The following is a 22,747-nucleotide window of genomic DNA, read 5'->3' as shown; positions in this document are numbered from 1 at the left end:
CCAGGCCGACGGATGGGCAGCCTAGCGATCTTCGACGATGAAGCACGCTCGCTGGTAAAGCTCGTCGAACGTGATGATCTCGACGTCCTGGATCGATGTCCGGTACAGCTCGAAGGAGTTGATCTTCTCCGGGTTGACGGCGCCGTTGTGAGTGAACTCACGCAGACTGCCGATCACCACGACCTGCCGGGGCCGAGTAGTGGACATTTCGATACCGGTCGGGGTGCCGTCGTCGTCGTAAATGCGGGTGAGGAACTCGCGGGAGATAAGCTGTTGGGCCTTGCTGGCGGTCTTCTGCACCTGCGCCACGCCGCCGCCGAGTTCTTTTGATGCCTGGTAGACGCCAGCGCGGTACGGAGTTTTGGCGAGCAGCTCCGTGTCGTGGGTCTTAATTTCACAGAAAAGCATGCTGCTGATCAGGCCCTTGGAACGCATGATGGCATCGATGCGTTTCCCGGCTCCACCGAAGATGTTCGCACCGGTGGTGATGCGTTCCAGCTTTCCGTCGTCGATGGATTCACAGGCGATGAGGTTCAGGCCGTAGCCGAAGATCCACTGGTTCGCCTCAAAGAAGTCCTGCCAGACCGCTTCAGCCCCGCGCGTTGTTGCCCGGCTCTCCTCCTGCTGGAAGTAGTCCGGATCGGTCAGCAGCCGCTCGAATCTCTGGAGCTGCTCTCTGCGGTTACTGATCAGGCGGATGTCCTCTTCGGTGAGCCCACCGCCGATCGCGGTCCTGACCGCACTGAGAACCATCGTCCGGTCGTGTCCGGTCAGCAGGTGGGTCAGTTGGCCCTCGTCCCTGGCCATGATCTGGAGGGAGTCACCGGGCGTGCTGAGCCCCGCGCATCCTTGGAGGAAGTTGATGACCTTCCAGAAGTTCTCGTGGACATCCCCGGTATCGACAAGCGCCTTGACAGCCCGGGTGGCTCCGGTATCGGGCACCGAATGCGTGGAGGAGGCCTCCCCTGCCTTCCTCTTGTCTTTCTTCCACAGCTTGATCCTTGGCGTGAAGGTATCACCCTTCTTGATGATGGTGACATTGCACAGGGTGGCCACCCGGGGGCGGTCGTCGAGGACGAAGTCGTTGATAATCCGGCGTGCGCGAGTGTCGTAGAGGTAGTGGAACGCGCTGCTGTCCTGCGAGGCACGGATTTCCAGATCGGCGAAGTCCCTGCGGGTGACGTCGAACTCAGTAGTGGAGAAATGGAGGCGGAGACCGCGAACGATGGGGGTAGCGGGGACCGCTGCTTCGGTCCGCCAGTCAGGGGAGATGTTGGGCAGCGGCCGGGTATCGCCTTTGACCACAAGGTTCTGGACGTCGGTGCGGCCGAGCTGGCTGAGCAGGGGCTGCAGAGTCCGCCAGATCACCTCCTTCGTCTCCGGGGCGCAGGTGGGCTGGAGTTCGCGCTCCACGGTCAGGACTGCCTCGTAGGTGTCGGCCGTCCAACCGTCACCAGGCACGGGGTTGAAGAAGCCACCGTCGCGGCGCAGGGTCAGGACAGCCGTGCGCAACAGATCACGTGCGGCCTCCTCGCCGGCGCAGTCCAGGAGGCTGTAAGACCGTGTCCTATGTGGTGAGGCGGACGAGTCTCCTGTAGCAGCACAGGGCGGCGGCGAGGCCGAGAAAGGCCAGGTAGTTCCGGGGATTGCGTTCGTAGCGGGGGCTGAGTCGGCGGTAGCCGGACAGCCAGGAGATAGTCCGCTCGATGACCCACCGGCGACGGCCCAATCGTTCGCTGGACTCGATGCCTTTGCGGGCGATCCGCACGCCGATGCGCTTGCCGCGTAACCATTTCCGCAGGTGAGGCACATCGTACGCCTTGTCCGCATGGAGGCGCTGGGGCTTGAAGTGGCGGCCGCGGTGGGGGTCGTGTCTCGTTTGGTGACCTTCCACCATCGGTGTGCATCTTGGAACCCGGCTTGCCCCGGTCCACGGGGCTCGGACCTGTGTGTTCGCCCCCTTTTTTGCCCTGACGTGGGCGGTGTCGAGAACGACGCGGGTGACGTCGATGAGGCCGGCGTCGTCGAGTTGGTGCAGCACGGCCTCGTGCAGGCGGCCCCAGAGGCCGGCTCTGGACCAGATGAGGAACCGGCGGTGGGCGGTGGACTTCGAGATACCGAAGCACGGCGGCAGAGCTCGCCAGGCACACCCGGACACCAGGACGTAGATGATCGCGGCGAACAGCGTCTCATCAGGTGTGTCCTGCGTTCCGCCGCCCTGCGGTCGCACCTTCGGCGGAGGGATCAGCGGCTTCGCGATCTCCCACAATCCCTCCGGAACAATCCAACTCCACGTACCCCGCCCCATGACCGGCTCAACGACGCCTCACCACATAGGACACGGTCTCAGTTTCCGTCTCAGTTCGATCGAGTCGTGCCAAGGTCCCTAAAAGCCGGTGCTGGTTGGCTGCAACGGCGCGCGCTGTCACCGGCCCTTCCTCATGCCGCGCGAATGATCTACATCGACATCCCGAACGTCAGCTCGCTGGCCTCCTGAAGGGGCCTCGCGATTCCGGCACGTCCACTGCCCCAGTCGCGCGGAGAGGCGCTGAGCGTCGCTCCAGATGCCATCTTGGAGAACGACACCTATTCTGATGGCAGGATGAGCAGTTACGGGTGGGGGAACAGGGAATTGAGCTACTCGTTCCGGGAGGCACCCATGGCAGATGTAAGAAACTGGACGGAAATCGGCGGCATAATCTACTGCTACCCGCATCCCAGTGACACCTGCATCTCCCAAGATCTACTCGCCTCACCCTCGGCGAACAGTCGCTTTCACGACGAAGTCTTGCAAGAGGCGACGAAAGAGATCAAGGGAGTCTTGGCGAAAGCGGCTGGCCGACGCAGTGACAGCAATGAAGAATTGGCGTTTCTCAGGACGGGTGACGGGCGACTAATGCTCGCTTGGGTTACGTGCGGAGACACCGTCGTAACCGCCGAAAGCGACCCGGCAAAGGTGCGTCAGGCCCTCGGGCTCCCCGATCGGTCAGCTAGCTAGCAAGCAACGGGCCGCCCGCCGCACAGAGACGGCGGGCGGCCTCTTAGTACTCCAGTTAGATTTCGTGTCTTGAGCTGGTTCTTCTTCGGTAGTGGCAGTGGCGGGCTGTGGCTTGGTGGCGTCTGCGCCAGTGGGACCAGTTCAGAGAGTGGAGGCGTCTGTCCTGGTGGGGGCGGGGGTGTGGTAGGAGAGTGTCCAGCAGGCGTCGGATCTCTGCCACGGTGAGCGGGGCGAGGGCTGATCCGTTTCTGCTGCCCCCCTTGCACCGTCGTCCGCCTGGGCGGCGAGGGCGGCCAGGAAGGCGTGAGCGAGCATGGCCAGGGTGATGTGCCGGTACCAGCCGGGATAGCGGCGGACCTCGTAATCGTCCAGGCCGCACTCGTTCTTCGCCGCCTGGAAGCACTCCTCGATCGCCCAGCGGCTTCCGGCGATCCGGACCAGGTCGGCGATCTCGATGCCGACGGGTGCGTAGGCGAGGTAGTAGGCGATCTCGCCGGGGTCGGACAGGCTGCGGCGGGCCATCACCCAGCGGTGATGGGTGGGCGGATCGGGGTCGAAGACGAGGTTGGCGGGCAGTTTGGCCGCGGCCCAGTCGTAGACGCGCGGGCCCTTCGCCCCGTCGCCGCAGGACAGCCGCTGCCAGGCGTCACCAGGCGCTTCTTCGATGAGCTGGTCGATGCGCCACATCCCGGCCAGGGACTTGATCTGCTGTGACTTGGGCACCGCTACCACATACCCGACGTCGAGCTGCTCGAGCAGGCGGCGGAAGTGCCAGTCCTGCCCGTAAGCTTCATCCGCGGTGACCCAGGCCGCGGGCAGACCAGCCGTGAGGCACCGGCGGACGATGTCCCGGGCCAGTTCACCCTTGGTCGCGAAACCCCGCTCGTCGGGGATCTTCGCCGCCCGGCAGCGCTCACGGTCGGACGTCCAGGACTTCGGCAGGTAAAGCTCCCGATCCACCAGGGCCCGGCCCGAGCCGGTGGCGTAGGCGGCGAACACACCGATCTGACAGTTGTCGATCTTTCCCGAGGTGCCGGTGTACTGCCGGCCCACCCCGGCCGACGTGCTGCCCTTCTTGATGAACCCGGTGTCGTCGATGATCAACACCCCGCCCGAGCCGAGCCGTTCGGCGACGTAGTCGCGGACATCGTCCCGGACCGCGTCGGCGTCCCACCGGGCGCCGTTGAGCAGGTGCTGCAGACCTGCCGGGTCGCGGTGGCCGGCCCACTCGGCCAGTTGCCAGCCGTTCTTGCGTCCCACCGGAGCCAGCAGACCGCGGAGGTAGTCCCGCATCCGCCGACGCAGGTCCGCCCGGGCGAACCGGCCTGCCACCCGGGCGAACACGGACTCCAACTCGCCCTGCCACTCGTCGACTTCAGCCATCGCCTCCATATCCGGACAACGACAACGACCAGCTCAGGACACGAAATCTAACTGGAGTACTAAGACCGTGTCCTATGTGGTGAGGCGGATGAGTCGCTTGTAGCAGCAGAGGGCGGCGGCGAGTCCGAGAAAGGCCAGGTAGTTGCGGGGATCTCGTTCGTAGCGGGGGCTGAGTCGGCGGTAGCCGGACAGCCAGGACATCGTCCGCTCGATGACCCACCTGCGGCGCCCTAATCGCTCGCTGGACTCGATGCCTTTGCGGGCGATGCGCACGCCGATGCGCTTCCCGCGGAGCCATCTGCGCAGGTCGGCCCGGTCGTAGGCTTTGTCGGCGTGCAGGCGCTGGGGCTTGAAGTGGCGGCCGCGGTGGGGGTCGTGTCTCGTTTGGTGACCCTCCACCATCGGCCTTAGACCTTCGCTGTCGTGGACGTTGCCGGCGGAGACGCCGACGAGGAGGGGCAGGCCGTTCGCGTCCGACAGGACGTGCATCTTGGAACCCGGCTTGCCCCGGTCCACGGGGCTCGGACCTGTGTGTTCGCCCCTTTTTTAGCGCGGACGTGGGCGGTGTCGAGGACGACGCGGGTGACGTCGACGAGGCCGGCGTCGTCGAGCCGGTGCAGCACTGCTTCGTGCAGCCGGCCCCAGACACCGGCTCTCGACCAGATCAAGAACCGGCGGTGAGCGGTCGACTTCGACACCCCGAAGCAGGGCGGTATAGCCCGCCAGGCGCAGCCGCTGACCAGCACGTAGATGATGGCGGCGAACAGCGTCTCATCAGGCGTGTCCTGTGTGCCACCGCCCTGTGGCCGCACCCTCGGCGGCGGGATCAGCGGCTTCGCGATCTCCCACAGCCCGTCCGGAACAATCCAACTCCACGTACCCCGCCCCATGCCCTGACCAACGAACCACCGCCACATAGGACACGGTCTAAGTCTGCCCGAGGACCAGATCGAGCTTGCTCGTGTCGTCGTCGTTCAGCGGCAGCGGGACCAGCGGTCCCGTAGGCGGAATCCGGACTGGCGTGTAGACAGGGCGGCCCGAGAGGAAGTCGTGTGGGCGCAAGCCCCATCCGTCCGGTGCCAGCAGCCGGTTCAGCTCCTCAACCTGCTTCATTGCCCCATCAACGCTGGCCGCAACCTCGGGATGGACGGTTCGTGCCAGGAAGGCGAGCAGCACCTCGTCCGGTCCGTCGGAGAGCTCCAACCGGGGGTCCTCGAAGATCCAGTCGTCCGGCAGATCTTGGTTGTTAAACCGGTGCTGCTGGATGTCAGCGCGAACAGTCGGGAGCCGGCTGTTATCGGCCGTAGGTTGGTCCAGGTCGTAGAGGTCCTCCAGGAACGTGACCTCGTCCAGTTTCCCCCACCAGGGGCTCGATATCTCGCGCAGGTAGTTGAAGATTTCGTACCGCGTCACCGCTGTGATCGATGGCTGCGGCTGTGTCAAGGATGGGTCACTGGACGTCATGTGTCTCAGGATGAAGGGCAGGGCGGCCGGGTACCGGCAGATCGAGACTTTTCCCGTCCCAGACGAGACGTCAGGCAGAGCGCCGCAGCAGGACCGCCGACCGCGAGGCGCGCGCCAGGGTTCCGCCGCGGTGATGTCTTCACCCGACCGAGTGCAGGTCTTCAGAGGCTGTCGCCGCCCCAGTCCAGGGGAGACGGGCCGCAGGGGCACTGGTCGTACAACGCCCGGCCTTCGGAGCGATGACGACGATGTCTGCCCACGCACTGCCGATGCCGGGGTTCTTCCACGCGCCCGTCGCGGGGATGTCGATTTCGGTGCCGCGGATCGTTGCGATGGTCTCCAATCTGACACCGCCGGACAGCGCACCCTCAGCGACAAGGTCGTTGCTGCCTCGGCAACGTCAACTCCCCCACCTTGACGGTGGGCGGCGGCCTGGCCCCCTTCTGGCTACTGCGACGTGATGGTGATCCTTAGCTCCACTGCGTCAGGCGCTACCACCTGGGTGCTGCCTTCGGCGGCCCGGGCAAGTCGCCATGTGTCCGTTGAGAGGTGTGCGGTGACTGTAGGGCTAGGGGTGTCATCGAGGGCGATTGCGAGTGGTCGGGCGATCTCGCGCGGGATCCAGCCGAGGAGGAGTCCTTCGTGTTCGACTCGGATTGCGTTCGGGTCCGTGCGGTTACTGGCGTCGCGGTGGAGAGTCAGCGGGGTGCCAGCAGTGAGGTGGGCCAGGTAGCTGGCGCTGTGGGCGTGGCGTACGCCGCGTAGGTGGCAGGTGAATGTGCCGTGGCCGCGCAGGATGGTGGCCTGGGCCGCGCGGGGGCTTCGGCGTTCAGCGCTGCGAATGAGGAGGGCAGCGATGTCCGGCGTGGTGATCTCGGTGAGGTCGTCGGTGCTGAGGTGGTTGAGCCAGTCAAGAAAGACCCTGAAGGTGGGGTCTATGTAGGGGCAGTGTGCGGCGAGGGCGATGGCGGCCGCGCGGTCGTGGATGCCGATGGTAGAGGCGTAGCAGGCTGCGGGCGTATCGACGCCGTATTTGGTCATGGCGGGGAGGACAGCGAGACGTCCTTCGGCGGGGATGCCACGGCGGTGTTCGAGGAGTTGGAGGATCGCGGAGATCGCCCAGGCAAGGTCGTGTCCGATGACGCTGTCGATGACGACGGCGGTCTTGGTGATGTCGGACGTGTGCAGCGCGTCTTTGTGGCGGTCGTGGATGTCGGTCGGGGGAAGGCCAGCGATCCAGTCGGCTGCGACGGGCGCGATGGCGGCCACGGGGACCTTCTTTTTACGGGCGCCCCGCTGCAGTTCCAGCACCGTGGTGGCTGCGTTCACGAAGAGCTGCTGCAGTTCGGGCCACTGATCGCGGTCGAGGAGATCAGGCCGTGCCTCGAGGGTGGTCGCGATGTGGTCGGCAGCGGCGAGGGCGTCGATGCCGCCTTGGACGCTCAGGCCGGTGCGGACAATGCTGGCACGAATGGCTCGGTCCGGAAGTCGTTGGCGAATGGCCCGCACACGGCGTGCGGAAAAGCGGGCCAGTGGTTGAAGCGACCAGCGGCGGGCGCCGAGCTGGTGGGCAGCTAGGGTCTGGCCGAGCAGGGTGTGGGCAGCCTCTTCGAGGAGGCCCTGGTCGGAGGTGTCAACGACTTCATCGGCAAGCTGGGCGAGCAGTTGGATGTCCAGCCCCTCTGTCCACAGGATCGCTCTGTCGTCTTCAGGGTCAGCAAGGTCCAGGGTCGTGAGGTCTTGCCCAGGGGTTGGGTTGGTGCTGAGTCGGGCACGCACGAGTTGGACGTACAGGTCGGCGAGTGTGGAGATGACCGGTTCGATGTTGCTGCGGTCCAGGTAGCGACGGCGCAGCTGCCGTGCCTCGGTCTGGTCGTTGGCGATGAGGACGACGTGGCCTTCGGTTTCCTGGAAGGCTCGGCCGGCTCGGCCGGCGGTGTTCCAGAAGTCGCGGACTTTGATCGTTTCCTCTTTGCTGCGGCGGACGTCGGGGACGAGGACGGTCTTGGTGGGCAGGTTCATGCCCTGGGACAGGGTGCTGGTCGCGCACAGCACGCGCAGGATGCCGTCCCGGTAGGCGCGCTCCAGGCAGTGGCGGACAGCTTGCGGTACTTCGGCGTGGTGGTAGGCAAAGCCGCGCAGGACCATGGTGGTCAGGTCGTGGCCGTCGCCGACGTGTCTGGCGATTTCGGTGCATAGTTTCAGACGGTCAATCAGAATCTGGGGGTCGATCGTGCCGTCCTCGGCGGTGCCGAGGGATCGGGTGCCGTCGGTGTCGAGGGCTGTGGCGAGGGCCTTGGCGGCCGCGTGGGCCTTTACGCGTGTGGGTGAGGCGATCAACACGGGGCCAAGCCGGTCGAAGTGGAGGGCCAGTGCGGCCGTGACGTCCTTGCGTTCGCGGGGGAACAGGCGGGTCTTCTTCAAGTGGCGGGTGAGGACTCGGGAGAGGAAGAAGTCGCTGCTTCCGTGGACGCCGTACTCGATGGTGCCGCTCTGGCCATCGATGTCGCGGCCGCGCCAGTAGAAGACGCCGGTGCGCAGCTGGGAGGGGGTCCAGTGGGTGCTGGCGTGGTTGGTGCCGTCGGCGGCGGGAGCGAGCCAGCGGGCCAGGTCGTCGCCGTTGGGCAGGACGGCGGAGAGCAGGATGGTGCGTGCGGCGGGGGCGGTGTGGCGGATGCGGGTGAGGAGCATCTCCAGGCGCAGGCCCCGTTCGCCTTCGGCGCGGTCGAGGCTGTGTCCTTCGTCGACCAGAATCAGGGCGAGCCGGGGGGCGAGTTCGGGGACGTTGCGCAGGAGGAGGTCGAGTTTTTCGCTGGTGACGACGAGGACGTCGGTGAAGTCCAGCAGTTGGGTTTCGTAGCGGACGTGCTCGACGCCGCCGAACATCGCGGAGACGCGCAGGCCGACCAGTTCGAGGCTTGCAGCCAGGTGCCGTTCGACCTGGGCAGCCAGTGCGCGGGTGGGGACGACGTAGACGGCCAGACGGGGCAGGTTCCACCAGGTGTCGTTGTCTGTGGGCCGGGGGGTGAGAGCGTGGAGGATGGCCCACTCGGCGATGTGGGTCTTGCCCGCCGAGGTGGGCATGGTGACCGCGAGGTTGGTCGCCGCAGCGTCCACGAGCCCTCTCTCCAGGGCCTTCCGCTGGGAGGGCCAGACTTGGGTCATGGGCCGTTTCGCAACGATCAAGGCTTTGAGATAGCGCTCCCATAGTCGGCCCCAGGTGGCCGCGCGGCGCAGCAGCATCCACGGTGAGGTGGCGACGATGTCCTCAACGACGTACGCGAGAGAGTCGATCAGGGTCCAGGTGTCGACGACCGAGGCGTCGAGGAGGATGGAGGCGGCCTTGCGCAGGTCAGTGACGGCTGCGCGTCCCGCTGCCCGGTCCCCCAGACGCCACAGGGCGGCGAGGGAGCGTGCGGCGCGTCCGGTCAGCCCGTACGCGGCGAGGACGGCGGCGTCCGCCTGGTCGGCGAGTCCTTGGCGGGCTGCTTCGACCAGCTGCTCGCCGAGAACGGGTAGGTCGGCTTCGGCCTGGGCGCCGAGGCGGGCGGCTTCGTCGATGTCGCGCTGCAGCACAGCGCCGGTCAAGGCGGCCACTCGATACGGGGCCGCGGTCGCGGCGGCCGAGAGCAGTTCCTCGGCGGCGGCGAAGGCACGCATGGCTTCGGTGCGGAACTCTGCTGCCAGGGTGGCGGAGTTGGCCTGATAGCCGGCCAGGCTCCACATCGTCGCGGCGATCGCGAGGAGCTCCATGCGCTGCGGGTCGGTGGTCTCGTACCGCGCCGCGAGGTCAGCGTAGGCCTGGGCGATCTCGGTGAGCGGTCCTGGGTCTTCTCGCCGCTCACGGGGCGTCCGGGTGAGCTGCCCCAGCCGGGCCAGCGTCAGGCCGCGGCGCAGCTCTCTGAGGTCGTAGGTGTAGGCGGCGGTGGCACCGTCGATGCTGATCTGCTCGGCCAGCACGTGCGAGCGCAGCTGGGCGCGCAGCGGCTGGGCGGCCTCTCCCTCAGTGAGGGCGTCATGGCCCAGCTGAGCCAGGACGCCGTTATAGTCCCTCACGCGGCAGTGTCCCTGGTGTGGTCTTTGGGCGCGCCTTGGGCTTCGGCTGCCTTGTACACGCGGGCGACGAAGTCCTGCAGGTCGCGGATCTTCACCACGGTCAGCTCGGTCGGCTGCTTGACGATGCCGGCGAGACGGGTGACGACCTCCTCCTTCCACGCCGCGTGGTCGTGCACGAATACCATGTGCCGCTCGACGGAGCGATGTTCCGGCTGCCTCAACACCTCGGCAATCCGGCGGGCCAGGAAGCCCTGCCCTCGTTCAAAGCAGCGGACCATGACGAACCGTATGCTTTCATCCAGCCGATCGTTGTCCAGGATCTTCTCCAGGCTGTCGTGTGCTTCCTGTCCCAGGTCGAGCTTGCGCGTAGCGCGGGTCTTCACCTCCGGCACGGCAACCACGGGTGGGTTCTGGCGGAGCCGGAACGCAAGGACATCCGTGCCTTGGACCGCCTGGTTCGCAGTCTGCTTCCAGCGGAGCTTCAAGATCGGCACGCACCATCGGCGCACCCTCCTGTACAGCGCCCCGGTGACAATCTCCCCGAAGTCACCGTGCCGCGTCCGCGTCTCAGCCGGGAACATATTCGTGCGCACGTAACGAGCGACTTCCGGCGCGCCCAAGTCGTCAAAAACGAGAGCGAGCTCCCCCGGAGTGACGTAGTTCCGGGCCACCTCACGTCCGAGCTGCTCCAGCAGCTCCGCCTCACCAATTTGCCCCGAGTCGACGAGCGCCTCGTACTGCAATGGTCCTGCCGGCAGTTGCACCGGCTCCGTCTGAAGCCACTTGTCGAACACGCACACCCCCGAGTTTCGACTCCCCGCCCAGTCACCATTGTCTCGGATTTTTCAGAATGCTGATCCGATGATCGCGTTTTTCCTGGACCACAAGCCTTTACGGCCCCCAGCAGGTCGGGACGTGATGATGGAGGAGGAGCATGACGTGCGCGCCGGGTGCTGGACGGTCAGGTACGGAAGCGGGAGAGCCAGGTGCCGCCGGCCTTCTGCTCGGGCACGGCCTGGTCGTGTCCTTGGTGCTCGGGCCCGGCCTGCTCGGCTTGACGCTCGGTGGTGATGGCGCGCTGCTTGCAGTCGTCGCACAGGTGCGGGTGGGTATCGCGCGCGGTGCCCCACCCGGCGGGCTCGATGGCCTTCCACCGCTCGTCGGTGAACCGGACGCCGCAGCTGGCACACACCGGACGGCGGGCCTCCCGCTCGACCTTGTGCTGCGCGGCGATGCGGCGCAGCTCGTCCTGGTGCTCCCGCTGGCGGGCGGCGTACTCGGCCTGCTGCCGCGCGTCGTGGGCTTCACGGCGCGGATTGCCGATCGCCTCGAGAAGCGTCTGGTTGTGCGGTCGGCCGAAGCGCCTGAAGACCGCTCCGGCCGGGCCGTGCTCCTTGAGCTGCTTCATGCCGGTGGCCACGATGGGGAGCTTGCCGTCGTACATGTGGAAGCCGCCCTCGTACCAGGTGCCCTTCCAGTGCCGCTCGGTGAGCTTGGCCAGCTGCGCGATGACGGTGTTGGGGTTGCGCGGGCCGATCCGGTTGAAGACGAGCAGCAGTGGTGGGTGCGGCTGGTCGGCGTGGCGGCCGTCGGGCGCCCACCAGCGGGTGCGCCACATCGGCCGCTCCTTGCCGTCGACGTCCTTCACCTTGCGCTGGCCAAACCGCATGTACTTGTCGATCTTCGCGGCGAGGACCTGCGCGGACTCGAAGCAGTTGTCGATCTCCACGAACAGCAGTGGCACCCCGTCCTCGGGCGCGGTGATGACGATGTCCGCCTGGGCGCCGCCCTTGCCCGGGTTGACCAGGTGCCCGTCGCGGGCAGCGCCACCTCGGTCGCGTAGGAGGCGATGGTGCCCAACCCGGCGGGCGCGTCGAAGGCGGCCTGCGCGGCGGCGCGGACGTCGGCCGGCTCGCTGGCGAGCTGGGCGAGGTCCGGCTTCGGGCGCAGCAGGGCGAGCACGGCCTCGTTGACCGCCATCGGGTGTAAGGCGCCCGTACGCCCGGCGCCGCGGGCCGGGTCGCCCATCTCCCCCAGCGGCCGCCCCAACTCGCGAGCCGCGGCCTTCAGGCCCATCGGGGTGAGGTTGCGCAGCCTGTCCCCGCCCGGGAGCTGCCCGCCGTTCTCCGCCAGGCCGTGCTTGCGCAGATCGGACAGCGCCCCGGTGTGCGAAGCGGTGCGGGCCTGCTTCCGCTTCGACGGGGTCGGCTTGTCGGTGTGCCGGTAACTCAGGTGCGGGGCCGCGATCTGCTGGATCTGTTCGGCCGTCGCGACCTTCAGCACCCCGAGCACGCGCAGCACGTCACCGCGCAGGTTGTTCGACGACCCCGCCGGGTTCTCCTCACGCTTGACCGCCATCAGCTGCACTCCCTCCCCGTCGTCTGTCGCGCGCGGCCACCTGCCGGGCGCCGGCCGCGCCCGGCCGCCAAGGGCACCCGGCCCCCGGACCCGATGATCTCCTCCACCACGGACAATCCATTCAAGTTCAGGAGGAGAGAAGAGGGTTGTGACAACGCGGCGGGCGGCCGTATCTGCGTGGTGACCTGCGGCTTTTCCGTCCTGCTCGGTGCCGGGCACCAAAGTGAGTTCCACAGTGGCCTCCCGAGTGCGCACCACAGGAGGCCAGGGCGGCTTGCCCGGTGCTGGTCGGGCCCGTGGTCGGGACGGGCACGGCGGGCGCCTGCCGGGGGTCGGTGCGGGGTCATCGCGGTGGCTCCTTCGCTTCGAACCACCCTTGGTGGGCGGTGATCGAGGAAGCAGCGTGCATAAGACCCCCTTGTCCGCGGTCTGACGGCCGCCGGTAGCGGGCGTGGTCAAGGTGAAACGCGGCCGTGGTCGGGGCGGTAGCAGAGGTGGACAAGGGGGTGCGGGCGGGTTCGTGGTCGGCCCGACCGCCCTGGCAAGGGGGCCCGGTTTGGCCCTTGCAGACCCGATTCGCCGGTTTCGGCTCGGGGGGAGAAATCTCTGACCTCTGTCCACAGGCTGGCGGGCCGACCCTGCTGGGACGACGCCGTGAGTCGCACGGCGGTCATCGTGAGGAGAGGTTCATGCCGTACCTGATCCCGACCCGTACGCCGCTGACGCCCGAACAGGTGGAGCAGGGCTTCGACTACCTCCTGGCGCTGCAGACGGGCGGCGGTACCTACGCCGCTGGTCGGGTGGAGGCGACCCCGGAGCTGGCGTTCATCCTGCTGCGGCTCGCCGAGGACATCATCTGGCCCGTCACGGCCGTGGACGGAGAGGCCGCCGACCTATACGCGGACTCCTTCGTGCTGGACGAGGTCGGGTGCGTGCTGCTGTCCGCGCTGCGGGACTGGGCGCGCGACTCCGCCACCACGGCGGTGCCCGGCATCGCCCGCAGCATCATCCGCTTCATCGAGAACGTCATCCCCGACCCCGACGACCACGGAGACACCCACGCCACCCTGGAAGCGATGCGCGACGAACACCTGGCACTGGCGCACTCCGCACCCGGTGCGCACCGCTGACCGCACCAACCGCACCACCGCACCGGATGGGAGCACACCGGTGCGGTGGCGCGTCCATCCGGTGCGCACCACGGTCCATCCGGTGGCCTCCACTCGGTGGGCGGTGCGCGCACCGGGTGGAGACGGTGCGGTGGAGTGGACCCGGGTGGAGGCGGTGTGTTTCTCCTTGACCTGAGCTGAGGTCAAGGAGAAACGCACCAGGTGGAGGCGTGGCCCCACTCTCGTAGATGGCGTCCACTTCCACTCGGTGGGCTCCACTCGGTGGCGTCCACTCCCGGACGGTGGACTCCACTCGGTGGAGTGGACGCGGGGTGTCGTCTGTGCGCACCACCGCACCCGGTGCGCGCCATCGGGTCCACTCAGTGGCCGGCCTCCCGGCCGTGGTGCGGTCCGGGTTGCTGTGGGCGGTGCGCCTGCTGTTCGTCCGGGCGCACCGGGCGCACTACGTCGGCATCGGCCTGTGCGGTGTGGCGGTCCGCGCGGACGCGGGAGTCGTCGGCCATCTTGGTGGCCACCTCCTGGAGGCGGCGCAGTCGGTCGGCCGTGAGATCGAGGGCTTCCACATCCGTGCGGGATTTCCGCAGGGCCCGCAGCGCCGTCATGTCGATCGCCTCCCGGCGGCCGGGCTCCGGCTCCTGGTCGTCGTGCTCGGCTTCGGCAGCCGGGGGCGCGAGCAGCTGCTCGGGCATCGCCGCCTGCTGGTGGGCAACGACGTCGTACGCCCGGCCCCGCACGGCGGTGGCGGTGGCGGCGCGCAGCTTCTCGCGCACCACCGCGCCAGCGAGGACGGCACGCTCGTACTGGAGCGGGACGCGGGGGATCTCCCACTCCCCCGCATCCTGTCCCAGGGGCCGGTGCGCGGGCGGCTCGCCGGGATCGGCCGGGGGTTGCCGGTCCGGGTCGGGCGCGGGGGTGGCTGGCCGGCGGCGGGCGGGGAGGTCGGACAGGGACCACCGGGCGGTATAGAGGCGGTAGCCGGCCTCCAGGCCGCGTACGGTCTTCGGCTCGCTGATGTCCAGGCAGTGGGTGGAGATGGCGGCGGCCACGATCTCCTCGTCCAGGCCGGGGTCGCGGCGGCGGCCGCGCAGGACGAGGGCGAGGTGGCGGCGGGCTTCGGCGAGCAGGTGCCGGCGGTGGAAGCGGCCGCCCTCGTTCATCACGAACACGGTCGCGGTGACGTCGACGGCCGCAAGGGCGACGTCGACCACGGCGGCGACCCGGGCCCGGATCGCGGCGGCCGCGGCGCGGGCGTGCTCGAGGAGGGAGGTGATGACGTCGGCGGCGACCTTGGAGGTGAGGATCGCGCTCACCTTCCACCAGACGCGCAGCTGCGCGAGAGGCTGGGTCTTCCGCTTGGGCGGGCGGGTCTTCCGGGCAGCCACCGCGTTGAGCTTGGCGCGGGCCCGCTCCGAGACCACGGGCAGGAACAGCGGCTCGCCCTCGTCGTCGACGGCGGTGACGTACTCGTGCTCCAGCTCTGCCAGACATGCGGCGATCTGATCGCTGCGCCGGGCAGTCCAGCGGATCAGCTCATGCGGCACCCCAGCAATCTCCATCACCGGCCGGCGCCCCGGCGTGACGGTGCGCGGCTCGGTCGCCAGCCCCAGCGCCTCGCAGACCTCCGCGGCCACGATCTCGTTGTAGAGCGCGGACGCGGCCACGGTGTTCTCGTGCAGGGCCGTGGTGTGGACCGAGCCCCACTTCCCGTCCAGGCGCTGCCCCTTCACGGACAGCAACAGATGATCATGGAGCAGGGGCCGCCCGGAGCGCGCCTCGTAGTGGCGGAAGCGGGCGGCGACCAGACCGCCGGGCGGCCGGACCCGGTAGATGCCGTTCTTGCCGTACCGGATCACCGTGACCTCGTCCTCGATCCACTCCAGCACCCGCTCGATCGCGTACTCGTGCGCGGCCTCGATCACCAGACGGGTCTCCTCGTCCCCCAGCGCCCACAGGAGGTAGATCGTCGGCTGCGGCCGGAACACGAAGTCGACACCCGTGACCGTCACCCGGCGTCCGAGGGCGCCGGCCTTGAACGCCTTCTTCGGGGAGTCGCCCTTGGCGAGCCGCTCGGCCTCGATCCGGTCCGCGTACGGGTGGCGGCCGCGCTCGCCGAACAGGTTCCGCAGCTGCGCCTCGATGACCTCCTCCCCCGGCGCGAGTCCGAGCACGGCAAGTCCCCGGCCCATCCAGCGCCCGGCCTGGACACCGGCCTGTTCCTGGGCGACGCGCAGCGGCGTGCGCGCCGGGCGGCGGCCGTCACCGACCACGGTCTCGCGGAGGTAGTAGCGGTACATCTGACCGGCCCGGATCACCCTGATATCCACTGTCATGCAGACCACGCCACACGGCTCTGACCTGCAAGGAAAGACCGATCAGCGGTACGTCCCGCCAGGCGGGAGCAGTGGCCGAACTTTCTTTGCCGCGTCCCGCCGGGCGGGACGCGGCCCCGGGCCGGACGCCAATGTCATCGCTCTCCGGCAGCCCTCACACCACGACCCGGACAACACCGACAAGCGCCACTGAGCATCACCCCACGCCAAGGAACGAGCACCGCCTACACCAGCCCCCGGCACCCGCCGGGGGCTTCGTCGTGCTGCCCGGAGGAGACCACCGTGCCCACCTTCGAGACCCTCCCCCGCTTCACCACCGACCTCCAGCACCTCACTCCCGCCCAGCGCCGGCGCTTCCACCACGTCGTCCGGGACGCCTTCGTCCCCGACCTCCGCACAGGCCGCTTCCGTCCCGGCCTGCGCGTCAAGCGCGCCCGGCAGGCGCACGGCATCTACACGCTCACCTGGTCCATGGGCACCGGCCCCGCAGGACGCGCCACATGGGAGTACGGACCCGAGCACCGCCCTGGCGAGAAGCACATCGTCTGGCGGCGCATCGGCGGCCACAACATCCTCAACCAGCCGTGAGCAAGGCTGTGAGGTGTCGGTCCCCGATGTCGTGGACCGCGTCGCCGGGCTCAGGCGCTGCGCGGCCGGCGGCCCGCCGTCTTCTTCGCCCCGGTCTGCTTGGCCGGCCGCTTCTTCGCGGCCGTCTTCTTCTTCGGCTGTGGTAGCTCGTGCACCTCGGCCGGACCGGCGTCGCCGCGGGATGCCTTCGCCTTGGACACCGACTCCTGCAGAGCGGCCATCAGATCCAGCACCTGGGCCGGCCGCTCCGGCTCCTCCACCGCGGGGAGCGGCTTGTCCTCCCGCTTCGCCTCGATGATCTGGGCGATCGCCTCGGTGTAGCGGTCGGTGAACTCGGGGCCTTCCAGCCGGTCGATGGTCATGGTGTCCATGAGGGCGAGCGCGCCGGTGATCTCGTCCTCGGAGACCTCGGTGGGCGGGGGCAGGAGCTCGGTGGGGTCGCGGATCTCGTCGGGCCAGCGCATGGCGTGCAGGACCAGGACGTCGTCGCGGACCCGCAGCAGCCCGAGACGTTCGCGGCCGGACCAGGCGTACTTCGCGACGGCCACCTTCGCCGAGCGGGAGAGGGCTTTGACCAGCAGCTTGTACGGTTTGGCCGCGACCTGGCCGGAGGGCTGGAGGTAGTAGCCCTCGGCGATCCGGATCGGGTCGACCGACTCCAGCGGCACGAACGCGTCGATCTCGATGGCCTTCGCCGTCGGCAAGGGCAGATTGCTCAGGTCCTCGTCCGTGATGGGGACGACCTGCGTCTTCGTCAGCTCGTAGCCCTTGCCGATCTCGTCCTGGGGGACCTCGCGGTCCTCGAGCTCGCACACCTTGCGGTAGCGGACCCGGCCCTGGTCGGGCAGGTGGTACTGGTGGAAGTGGATGCTGTGGTCCTCCGACGCGCCGACCACGTTGATCGGCACCGTGACCAGGCCGAAAGTGATCGCACCGGACCAGATCGTGCGGGGCATGGCACACCTCTCCCACTCACCCCGAGCACCACCAGGCTATGTACCCGCCCGGAACCCCGCATGTGCGTTCGCCGGGGCGTCGGCGGCGCGCTGCGCGTTGCTCACACCTCCCGGCATGTCCCGGGCCGGGGCATGCCGGCGCAGGAAGCCGCAGCCGCTGCTCAGGGGTGGGACTCAGACCGGGCGGGGGCCGGCACCGGCGACCCGGAGCACCGGCCAACCGATCTCGATGCGCCACTCCTCGGCGGCCGGGGTGTCGCGTGGGCCCACGATGTGGGTCTCGCGCACCGGCCCGGCCCGGCCACGGCGAGGGCGTGGCCGGCGACCCATCTGCCCGGCTCGCCGTGGGTGACGTCGATGGTGTCGTGGGACCCCGGGTGCACGGTGACCGCCGCGGGCGGGAGCTCGGCGGGCGGGAGCTCGGTGCCGTGGACGCGTCCGAGGTCTGGCACGGGCTCGGTGGCCGGGACGTACACGAGCACGTCCCCGCGGCCCTCGCTGACAGAGTGTTGTCGTAGAGGCCGCCCGCGGGGCCCGTGGGTGCGTCGATGACGGCGTCCAGCTCGGCCATCGGGCCCGCGTACCAGGGCAGCACCTCCTGGGCGGTCGAGGCCGGCAGGGGATTGCTCATGCGGATGGTCTGTCCAGGCGGCTGTTCGATGAGGCGGCCTTCGGGCGGCTGGTAGGGGCGGTGTCGTCCGGCTGGTCGCACCCCTTGGTTCGGGCGGGCCGCAGGGACTGCCGGCGGCACTGTGTGGTTCTGGGGCTGGCCTGTTGGCGGGTTTGACGGGTACGGCGGGCGGCGGCCAGGAGGGCGGTGACTTGGGCGGGGTCGGTGCCGGTGACAGTGGCGATGCGGTCGATGCTCATACGGAGGTCGTCGTGGAGGAGTGCGGTGTCCTCGGCCGGAGAGGGGGTGCGGCCGCAGCGGCGGGCGACGGCCCGGGTGTGTTCTTCCCAGGCCCAGGCCGAGGGGCATTTCCTGGTCATGACCCAGGTCCAGTTGCTGGCGATGAGGTCGAAGAGCTGGGTGACGCTGAGCTGGGCTTCCTCGTGTGGGAGGCGGGCTGCGGCATAGGCGTGGTAGGCCGGGCGGTGCAGGTCGTAGAAGGCGTAGAAGGTGGTGGTGAGTACGGCCGCGGCGGGCGGCGTGGGCTTCATGGTCCTTCCCCCCTTGTGTGGACGATGCGCAGAGATCAGCTGGAGGTGGTGTCTTCTTCGGCGGCCCGCTGCGCGCGGCGCCACAGGAGCCTGGCGATGTTGGGCAGGCTCTGCAGGGCGAGGGCGAGCCGGTGGATCACCGGCCAGTCGGGGACGCCGGGGCCGTGCAGGGCCCGGTGGAGGTCGTCGGCGCTGATGCAGTGCCGGGTGGTGGCCCCGGGGGCCGGCGAGCCGGCCGCGTAGTGCAGGCCCCGCAGGTAGGTGTGCAGGTAGCGGACGGGGTCCTCGTTTTCTGAGGGCTGGACGTTGGCGGCTACTTCCCACAGCGGCTTCATCAGCTCCGGGTCGGTTCCGCACGCCTCGCAGATGGCCTTGACGTGCGTCCAGGAAAGGGGGCGCTGCCCGGAGAACAAACGGGAGACGTAGGACTCGTCGACCCCCATCAGTTTGGCGATCTGCCGCTGGCTGCGGCTGGATTCGTCCTTCATCCGTTCGAGGGCGCAGAGCAGGCGCCGGCCTGCCCCGCGCAGGTCCGGGACGTCGGTGGCTGCGGTGCTGCCGGGGGCATGGGCCGCCTTGGGCCGCCCGCGTGTGGCCAGGGCACGGTCGACGGAGTGCGGGTTGTACTTCTTGCGCAGCCGGTCCACGGTGAGTCCGGCGATCGGTGCGAGGTCGGCGAGCGACTTGCCCTGGGCACGCTGGCGGACGACGACGGCCCCGATCGCTTCGTCGACCAGGCCTCGGAGGGTGACGAGGTCCTGGAGGAGTTCGGTGTTCGGCGTGGCCGCACCGTCGGCGCTGAGCAACAGGGTCCCGGAGACCGTGATGCAGTCCTCGGCGAGGTCGCGGACGACTTCGGTCATACGGGTGGCGAGAGCGGGGTCGGCCGGTGATGCGGGGCGAGTGGGCCGCGGGATGCCGTAAACCGTCTGGTTGCTGGAACGGGTGGACAAGGGGACACCTCTTCAGGGGTGCTGGACGGGTATCTGTACCGGCCGTCCGGCCGCGGACGGCCGGACGGAGCTGGGGGCCGGCAGGGGGGCGAGCGTGAACTCGCGCCCCTGCCGGTGATCAGGTCAGCGGCGCCAGATCCAGCGACGGACCAGCACAGACCCGTGAGCGGCCGTCAGGAAGAGGGCAGCGGCGGGCAGTCGATGCGGCGGCAAGGCGTCGGGGAACGCGAGCAGCGGGAGGCCGATCGCGGCGACGGGAAGGCTCCCGCGGAGCGTGACAGCCTTGACATGCCAGACCGGGGTTTGAGGCGAGTACCGCTGCGGGATGATACGGTCACGACTCGATTTCCGGGCGGGTGCAATTGCAGCCGCGGGGAAACGGGTTCGGCGTCGGCGCAGAGGCATCGGGATCTCCCTTCTTCTGGGCGGGCGTTGAGAGCGACAAGACCCCGGCGCACGGGCTACCAACCAATCGGCGCCGGGGTCTTTGGTGTCCGGCAGAAGATGCCGGGAGGAGGACGCTACTACGTCCAGCAGCGCTTCGATGTCGGAAAGTGACGACCACGGGCGTCTGTGCCCGCCATCCCGTGGACAGTCACACCGAGGGGCTGCGCACGTAAGCGGTAACAAGTGATCAAAAGGAGTCAGCAAAAAAGGACATATGCTATAAATTCGCGAATCGTAGTGCGCTCGCGCAGACTTCGTCACCCCTCCGTGCACCCGCCGCGCGCCCGCGTCCGCCCCTTCGGAGATCCACAAGCGTGTCAACAAAAAGGCTGAGCTGCAGCGTGTCCGCGGCCCGGCCACAAAGCGGGCGGAGTTTTTTCTGTCCCTCAAGGTAGAAGACGTGTCAGCGGAGCCCCGCCAGTCCCTCCGCCGCCGGAACCGGAACAGCCACCGGTACCGGCCATGACTCAGGTGTCAACAAAAACCCGAGGGCCGGGGCGGCCCCCTGGGCCCGGCCCGGGTCTCCGAGAGGAGCACAGCACGGGTTGGAGCAGCGCTTCGAGGACGGCCGGCACGTCGCAGTCCGCGACGTCACCAGCCACCTGCTGCGCATTGCCGACACCACGGCCACCGGCCAGCGTGGGCGTGCCGCCCCCGGCGCATGCTCCTTGCCCGCCTCCAGCAGCCGGCTTCTTCCCCGCCCAGCAAGAGACTCTGGTGGAGGAACCGGATCCAGCGCTCGACGCCAAGGACATCCTGGCGGGAGCGGAACGCCTCAGCCTCCCGTGGGCCCTGGCCGCGCCCGGTGAGCGGCACTGGCCGGACGGGGAGTTCCTGGTCATCGCCGTGGTCGTCGCCGTGAACGCAGTGCGCTGCGAGGAACACGAGGGGCACATCGGGCGCCCAGAGGTTCGTAGAGCAGCCCCGCGAACTCCTTGAGGAACTGCTGCTGGCATACGGGCCGGGCAGAAAGCCGCCTCGCTCGGCCGGTACGCGCTGATCGGGTGGCCCGGGACGCTGGTCTTCCTGAAGCGGATGGAGACAAGAACCGGGTCGCCGTGTGTCCGAAGAACCCGCCGGCCGACATGAAGCGCGCGGGCCGCACCTCCTGCGACGAGTACCCCTTCGCCTCCACCTACGAGGGCGGCACCCACCTGCCGGCCAAGGAGCGCACCATCACGTGGGTGAGGAAGGCGGAGAACGACAGCCAGGGCGGGACCATCACCACCTGGCGCCGCGCGTACCACGTCATGGACCACGACCCCTTCTTCGTGATCGTCTGAACCGCCGCACCACCTTGTGCTAGACCACAGGTGCTCCTTCCCGGCCGCCTCGGGGAGGAGCACCTCGGCTGAACGGGAGCTTGTTCATGCTGGTCCACGAAGCGGAGTTCACCGTCGACCTCGGCGAGAGCGGATACCTCATCGGGTTCACCGAACACGACGACTACCCCGACGAGATGCCCTACGGCTGGCGCTGCGGACCCGCCGGCGCCGCCAGCGCCATCGTCCTGACCACCACCGACACCGGACCCCTGCAGCTCACCCTGCAGATCCACGACAGCCGGCCCGGCCCCGAGACGGACAGCGCCTGGGAACCCGCGGAAGAGATCAGCCTGCTGGCCGGGACCGACCGTGTGCACCTCGCCACGGTCGACCCCGGCGATGTCACGGACGCATGGCCGCAGGAGGAACCGCCCCTGCATCTGCACCCCACTCCCGGCCCGGACCGCTGGATCCGGATGCGTCTGTACTGCCACGCTGACGATCCCGAACCCGGCATCGGCGACCACGGTGAACGGCACCTGATCCAGCTCTGGCCCGCACCGGCCACACCACCCGTCCACCCCACGATCGGCGAGGATGACCTCCAAGCGCGCGCCGAGTACGCCGCGAACCTGTCCGGCTTCCTCGCGGACTACACCACCGACCTGCCGGTGCAGGAGTGACCACATCACTATCCAGGCTGAGCTGGTGCCTTGGGCCGCAACGACCCGGCCCTACCTGGCGAGGGTGACGATGACCGGCGCGTTGGGGCAGTGGCTCAGGATCTGTGAGAGGGCGGCCTCCTCGACGGTGTCGATGCTCAGGCCCCAGCGCGTCTTGTCGGCGACCCAGTCGGTGACGTACTGGCAGCGGTAGCCGGCGGCCGGCGGCAGTCACGTCGCCGGGTCCTGGTCCGCCTTCGACCGGTTCGACGCGGCCGACACCGCGATCAACGCCCGCGCGTCGCCCAGGTCGTTGGCGTAGGCTTCCCGTTCCGCCGGCGACCAGGCGGATGCGCCGGAGTCCCAGGCCTCGGCGAGCGGGACCAGGTGGTCGATGTCCAGGCCGCGCGGGCCCTGGAGGTAGCGGTCGTCGTACGGGCTGTACCACTCACCCCCACTCAGCGCGCAGCGCGCACCCTGCTCGGGCGCGATCACGGCCTCGGCCTTCAGCACCTCGGCCCGGGTGGTGCAGCCGTCCTTGTCCGCGTCGACCCAGTGCTTGAACTTGGTGCGCTCCTACCCGGTGCGGTCCTCGGCGAGGACGGGCAGAGCGGCCAGGGCATCGCCTACCGGGAAGGTGACGGTCCGGCCCGGGGCGCGCCCGGTGATGCCGGCGGCCGGGGCGGAGTGCGCGGTTGTGGGCAGGAGCAGGGCCGCGAGTGCGGCGGCGAGAGGGGGGGGGGCCGGGCGGAGCGCACGACAAGGTCCCTTCGAAGATCACTGGTCGTGCTCTTCGTAGCAACGGCTCCGTGCGACGCGCCCGGGAAACCATCGCCTTTACCCGGCCAGGGGATACGGGAGACGGCCTGCGGGTGCTTCGGGCGGGTCCGGTTCCGCGCAGGCGTGGATGTCGGCCGCTTTGCTGAGCAGCCCAGTCGGATATCGGTCCAGGCCGACAACCGACTGATCGCCTGAAGGAGCGGCCCTCGATCGGCT

Annotated in this window: 17 protein-coding genes and 2 pseudogenes; 5 read left to right on the top strand and 14 right to left on the bottom strand. The window is 68.7% G+C overall.

Features of this window, described 5'->3' with window-relative positions; all coding sequences use genetic code 11:
• Positions 1–21 precede the first annotated feature (21 nt).
• The 9 genes and pseudogenes from ACZ4W9_RS36725 to ACZ4W9_RS36685 all read right to left on the bottom strand — a co-directional run bounded on the left by ACZ4W9_RS36725 (position 22) and on the right by ACZ4W9_RS36685 (position 12,259).
• Positions 22–1,512 carry a Shedu immune nuclease family protein gene (locus ACZ4W9_RS36725; protein WP_467943267.1) on the bottom strand — a complete coding sequence of 497 codons (1,491 nt, stop codon included), beginning with the start codon at positions 1,510–1,512 and terminating at the stop codon, positions 22–24.
• 55 nt (positions 1,513–1,567) lie between these two features.
• Positions 1,568–2,308 (bottom strand): annotated as a pseudogene (locus ACZ4W9_RS36720) (transposase).
• Between the two features lie 831 nt (positions 2,309–3,139).
• Positions 3,140–4,381: an IS701 family transposase gene (locus ACZ4W9_RS36715; RefSeq protein ID WP_467943264.1), complete on the bottom strand. Its 1,242-nt coding sequence runs from the start codon at positions 4,379–4,381 to the stop codon at positions 3,140–3,142.
• 72 nt (positions 4,382–4,453) lie between these two features.
• Positions 4,454–5,271 (bottom strand): IS5 family transposase gene (locus tag ACZ4W9_RS36710; RefSeq protein WP_467943285.1). Its coding sequence is split into 2 segments (ribosomal slippage): positions 4,454–4,923 and positions 4,923–5,271, totalling 819 coding nucleotides; the frame shifts between segments, so codons are not numbered across the junction.
• A 37-nt stretch (positions 5,272–5,308) separates the two neighbouring features.
• On the bottom strand, positions 5,309–5,845 hold the full coding sequence (locus ACZ4W9_RS36705; protein WP_467943260.1) for an AbiJ-related protein: 537 nt from the start codon (positions 5,843–5,845) through the stop codon (positions 5,309–5,311).
• A 447-nt stretch (positions 5,846–6,292) separates the two neighbouring features.
• Entirely contained in the window at positions 6,293–9,901 is a 3,609-nt protein-coding gene (locus ACZ4W9_RS36700) for a DEAD/DEAH box helicase (RefSeq protein WP_467943256.1), read from the bottom strand.
• Positions 9,898–10,695, bottom strand: a complete 798-nt coding sequence (locus ACZ4W9_RS36695) for a Hachiman antiphage defense system protein HamA (RefSeq protein WP_360472371.1) — start codon at positions 10,693–10,695, stop codon at positions 9,898–9,900. The genes ACZ4W9_RS36700 and ACZ4W9_RS36695 overlap by 4 nt, the downstream gene beginning before the upstream one ends.
• A 167-nt stretch (positions 10,696–10,862) precedes the next feature.
• Positions 10,863–11,645, bottom strand: a complete 783-nt coding sequence (locus tag ACZ4W9_RS36690; RefSeq protein WP_467943250.1) for a hypothetical protein — start codon at positions 11,643–11,645, stop codon at positions 10,863–10,865.
• Positions 11,546–12,259 (bottom strand): hypothetical protein, encoded by a 714-nt coding sequence (locus tag ACZ4W9_RS36685; RefSeq protein ID WP_467943247.1) that lies wholly within the window; start codon positions 12,257–12,259, stop codon positions 11,546–11,548. Before ACZ4W9_RS36685 ends, ACZ4W9_RS36690 begins: the two co-directional genes overlap by 100 nt.
• Positions 12,260–12,948: 689 nt before the next feature.
• On the opposite strand from ACZ4W9_RS36685, the gene ACZ4W9_RS36680 reads away from it, so the two are divergent.
• Positions 12,949–13,389 (top strand): hypothetical protein, encoded by a 441-nt coding sequence (locus tag ACZ4W9_RS36680; RefSeq protein ID WP_467943245.1) that lies wholly within the window; start codon positions 12,949–12,951, stop codon positions 13,387–13,389.
• Between the two features lie 359 nt (positions 13,390–13,748).
• On the opposite strand, the gene mobF is transcribed toward ACZ4W9_RS36680, so the two are convergent.
• A complete protein-coding gene (mobF, locus tag ACZ4W9_RS36675; RefSeq protein ID WP_467943243.1) occupies positions 13,749–15,719 on the bottom strand; it encodes a MobF family relaxase in 1,971 nt (656 codons plus the stop codon).
• 282 nt (positions 15,720–16,001) lie between these two features.
• Between mobF and ACZ4W9_RS36670 the strand changes: the two genes are divergently transcribed.
• Positions 16,002–16,307, top strand: coding sequence for a hypothetical protein (locus tag ACZ4W9_RS36670; RefSeq protein ID WP_467943239.1), 306 nt, complete (start codon positions 16,002–16,004; stop codon positions 16,305–16,307).
• Positions 16,308–16,357: 50 nt separating this feature from the next.
• Here the strand turns inward: ACZ4W9_RS36670 and ku are convergent, their stop codons facing one another.
• The 3 genes from ku to ACZ4W9_RS36655 form a co-directional block, all read right to left on the bottom strand.
• A complete protein-coding gene (gene ku / locus ACZ4W9_RS36665; RefSeq protein WP_467943235.1) occupies positions 16,358–17,263 on the bottom strand; it encodes a non-homologous end joining protein Ku in 906 nt (301 codons plus the stop codon).
• A gap of 627 nt (positions 17,264–17,890) precedes the next feature.
• Complete coding sequence (locus ACZ4W9_RS36660) at positions 17,891–18,424, bottom strand: hypothetical protein (RefSeq protein WP_467943232.1); 534 nt, start codon at positions 18,422–18,424, stop codon at positions 17,891–17,893.
• 35 nt (positions 18,425–18,459) lie between these two features.
• Positions 18,460–19,287, bottom strand: a complete 828-nt coding sequence (locus tag ACZ4W9_RS36655) for a helix-turn-helix domain-containing protein (RefSeq protein ID WP_467943230.1) — start codon at positions 19,285–19,287, stop codon at positions 18,460–18,462.
• A 1,254-nt stretch (positions 19,288–20,541) separates the two neighbouring features.
• Here ACZ4W9_RS36655 and ACZ4W9_RS36650 point away from each other — a divergent pair.
• The 3 genes from ACZ4W9_RS36650 to ACZ4W9_RS36640 all read left to right on the top strand — a co-directional run bounded on the left by ACZ4W9_RS36650 (position 20,542) and on the right by ACZ4W9_RS36640 (position 21,772).
• Positions 20,542–20,763 (top strand): hypothetical protein, encoded by a 222-nt coding sequence (locus tag ACZ4W9_RS36650; protein ID WP_467943227.1) that lies wholly within the window; start codon positions 20,542–20,544, stop codon positions 20,761–20,763.
• A gap of 65 nt (positions 20,764–20,828) precedes the next feature.
• Positions 20,829–21,107: a NucA/NucB deoxyribonuclease domain-containing protein gene (locus ACZ4W9_RS36645; RefSeq protein ID WP_467943225.1), complete on the top strand. Its 279-nt coding sequence runs from the start codon at positions 20,829–20,831 to the stop codon at positions 21,105–21,107.
• An 86-nt stretch (positions 21,108–21,193) separates the two neighbouring features.
• Positions 21,194–21,772, top strand: coding sequence for a hypothetical protein (locus ACZ4W9_RS36640; RefSeq protein WP_467943223.1), 579 nt, complete (start codon positions 21,194–21,196; stop codon positions 21,770–21,772).
• 51 nt (positions 21,773–21,823) lie between these two features.
• On the opposite strand, the pseudogene ACZ4W9_RS36635 reads toward ACZ4W9_RS36640, so the two are convergent.
• Positions 21,824–22,462 (bottom strand): annotated as a pseudogene (locus tag ACZ4W9_RS36635) (HNH endonuclease family protein).
• Between the last annotated feature and the right edge of the window lie 285 nt (positions 22,463–22,747).

The organism is Streptomyces sp. NPDC029296 (assembly GCF_055569255.1).
Note: the sequence above shows the minus strand (reverse complement) of the source record. Positions and strands in the feature narration are given on the sequence as shown.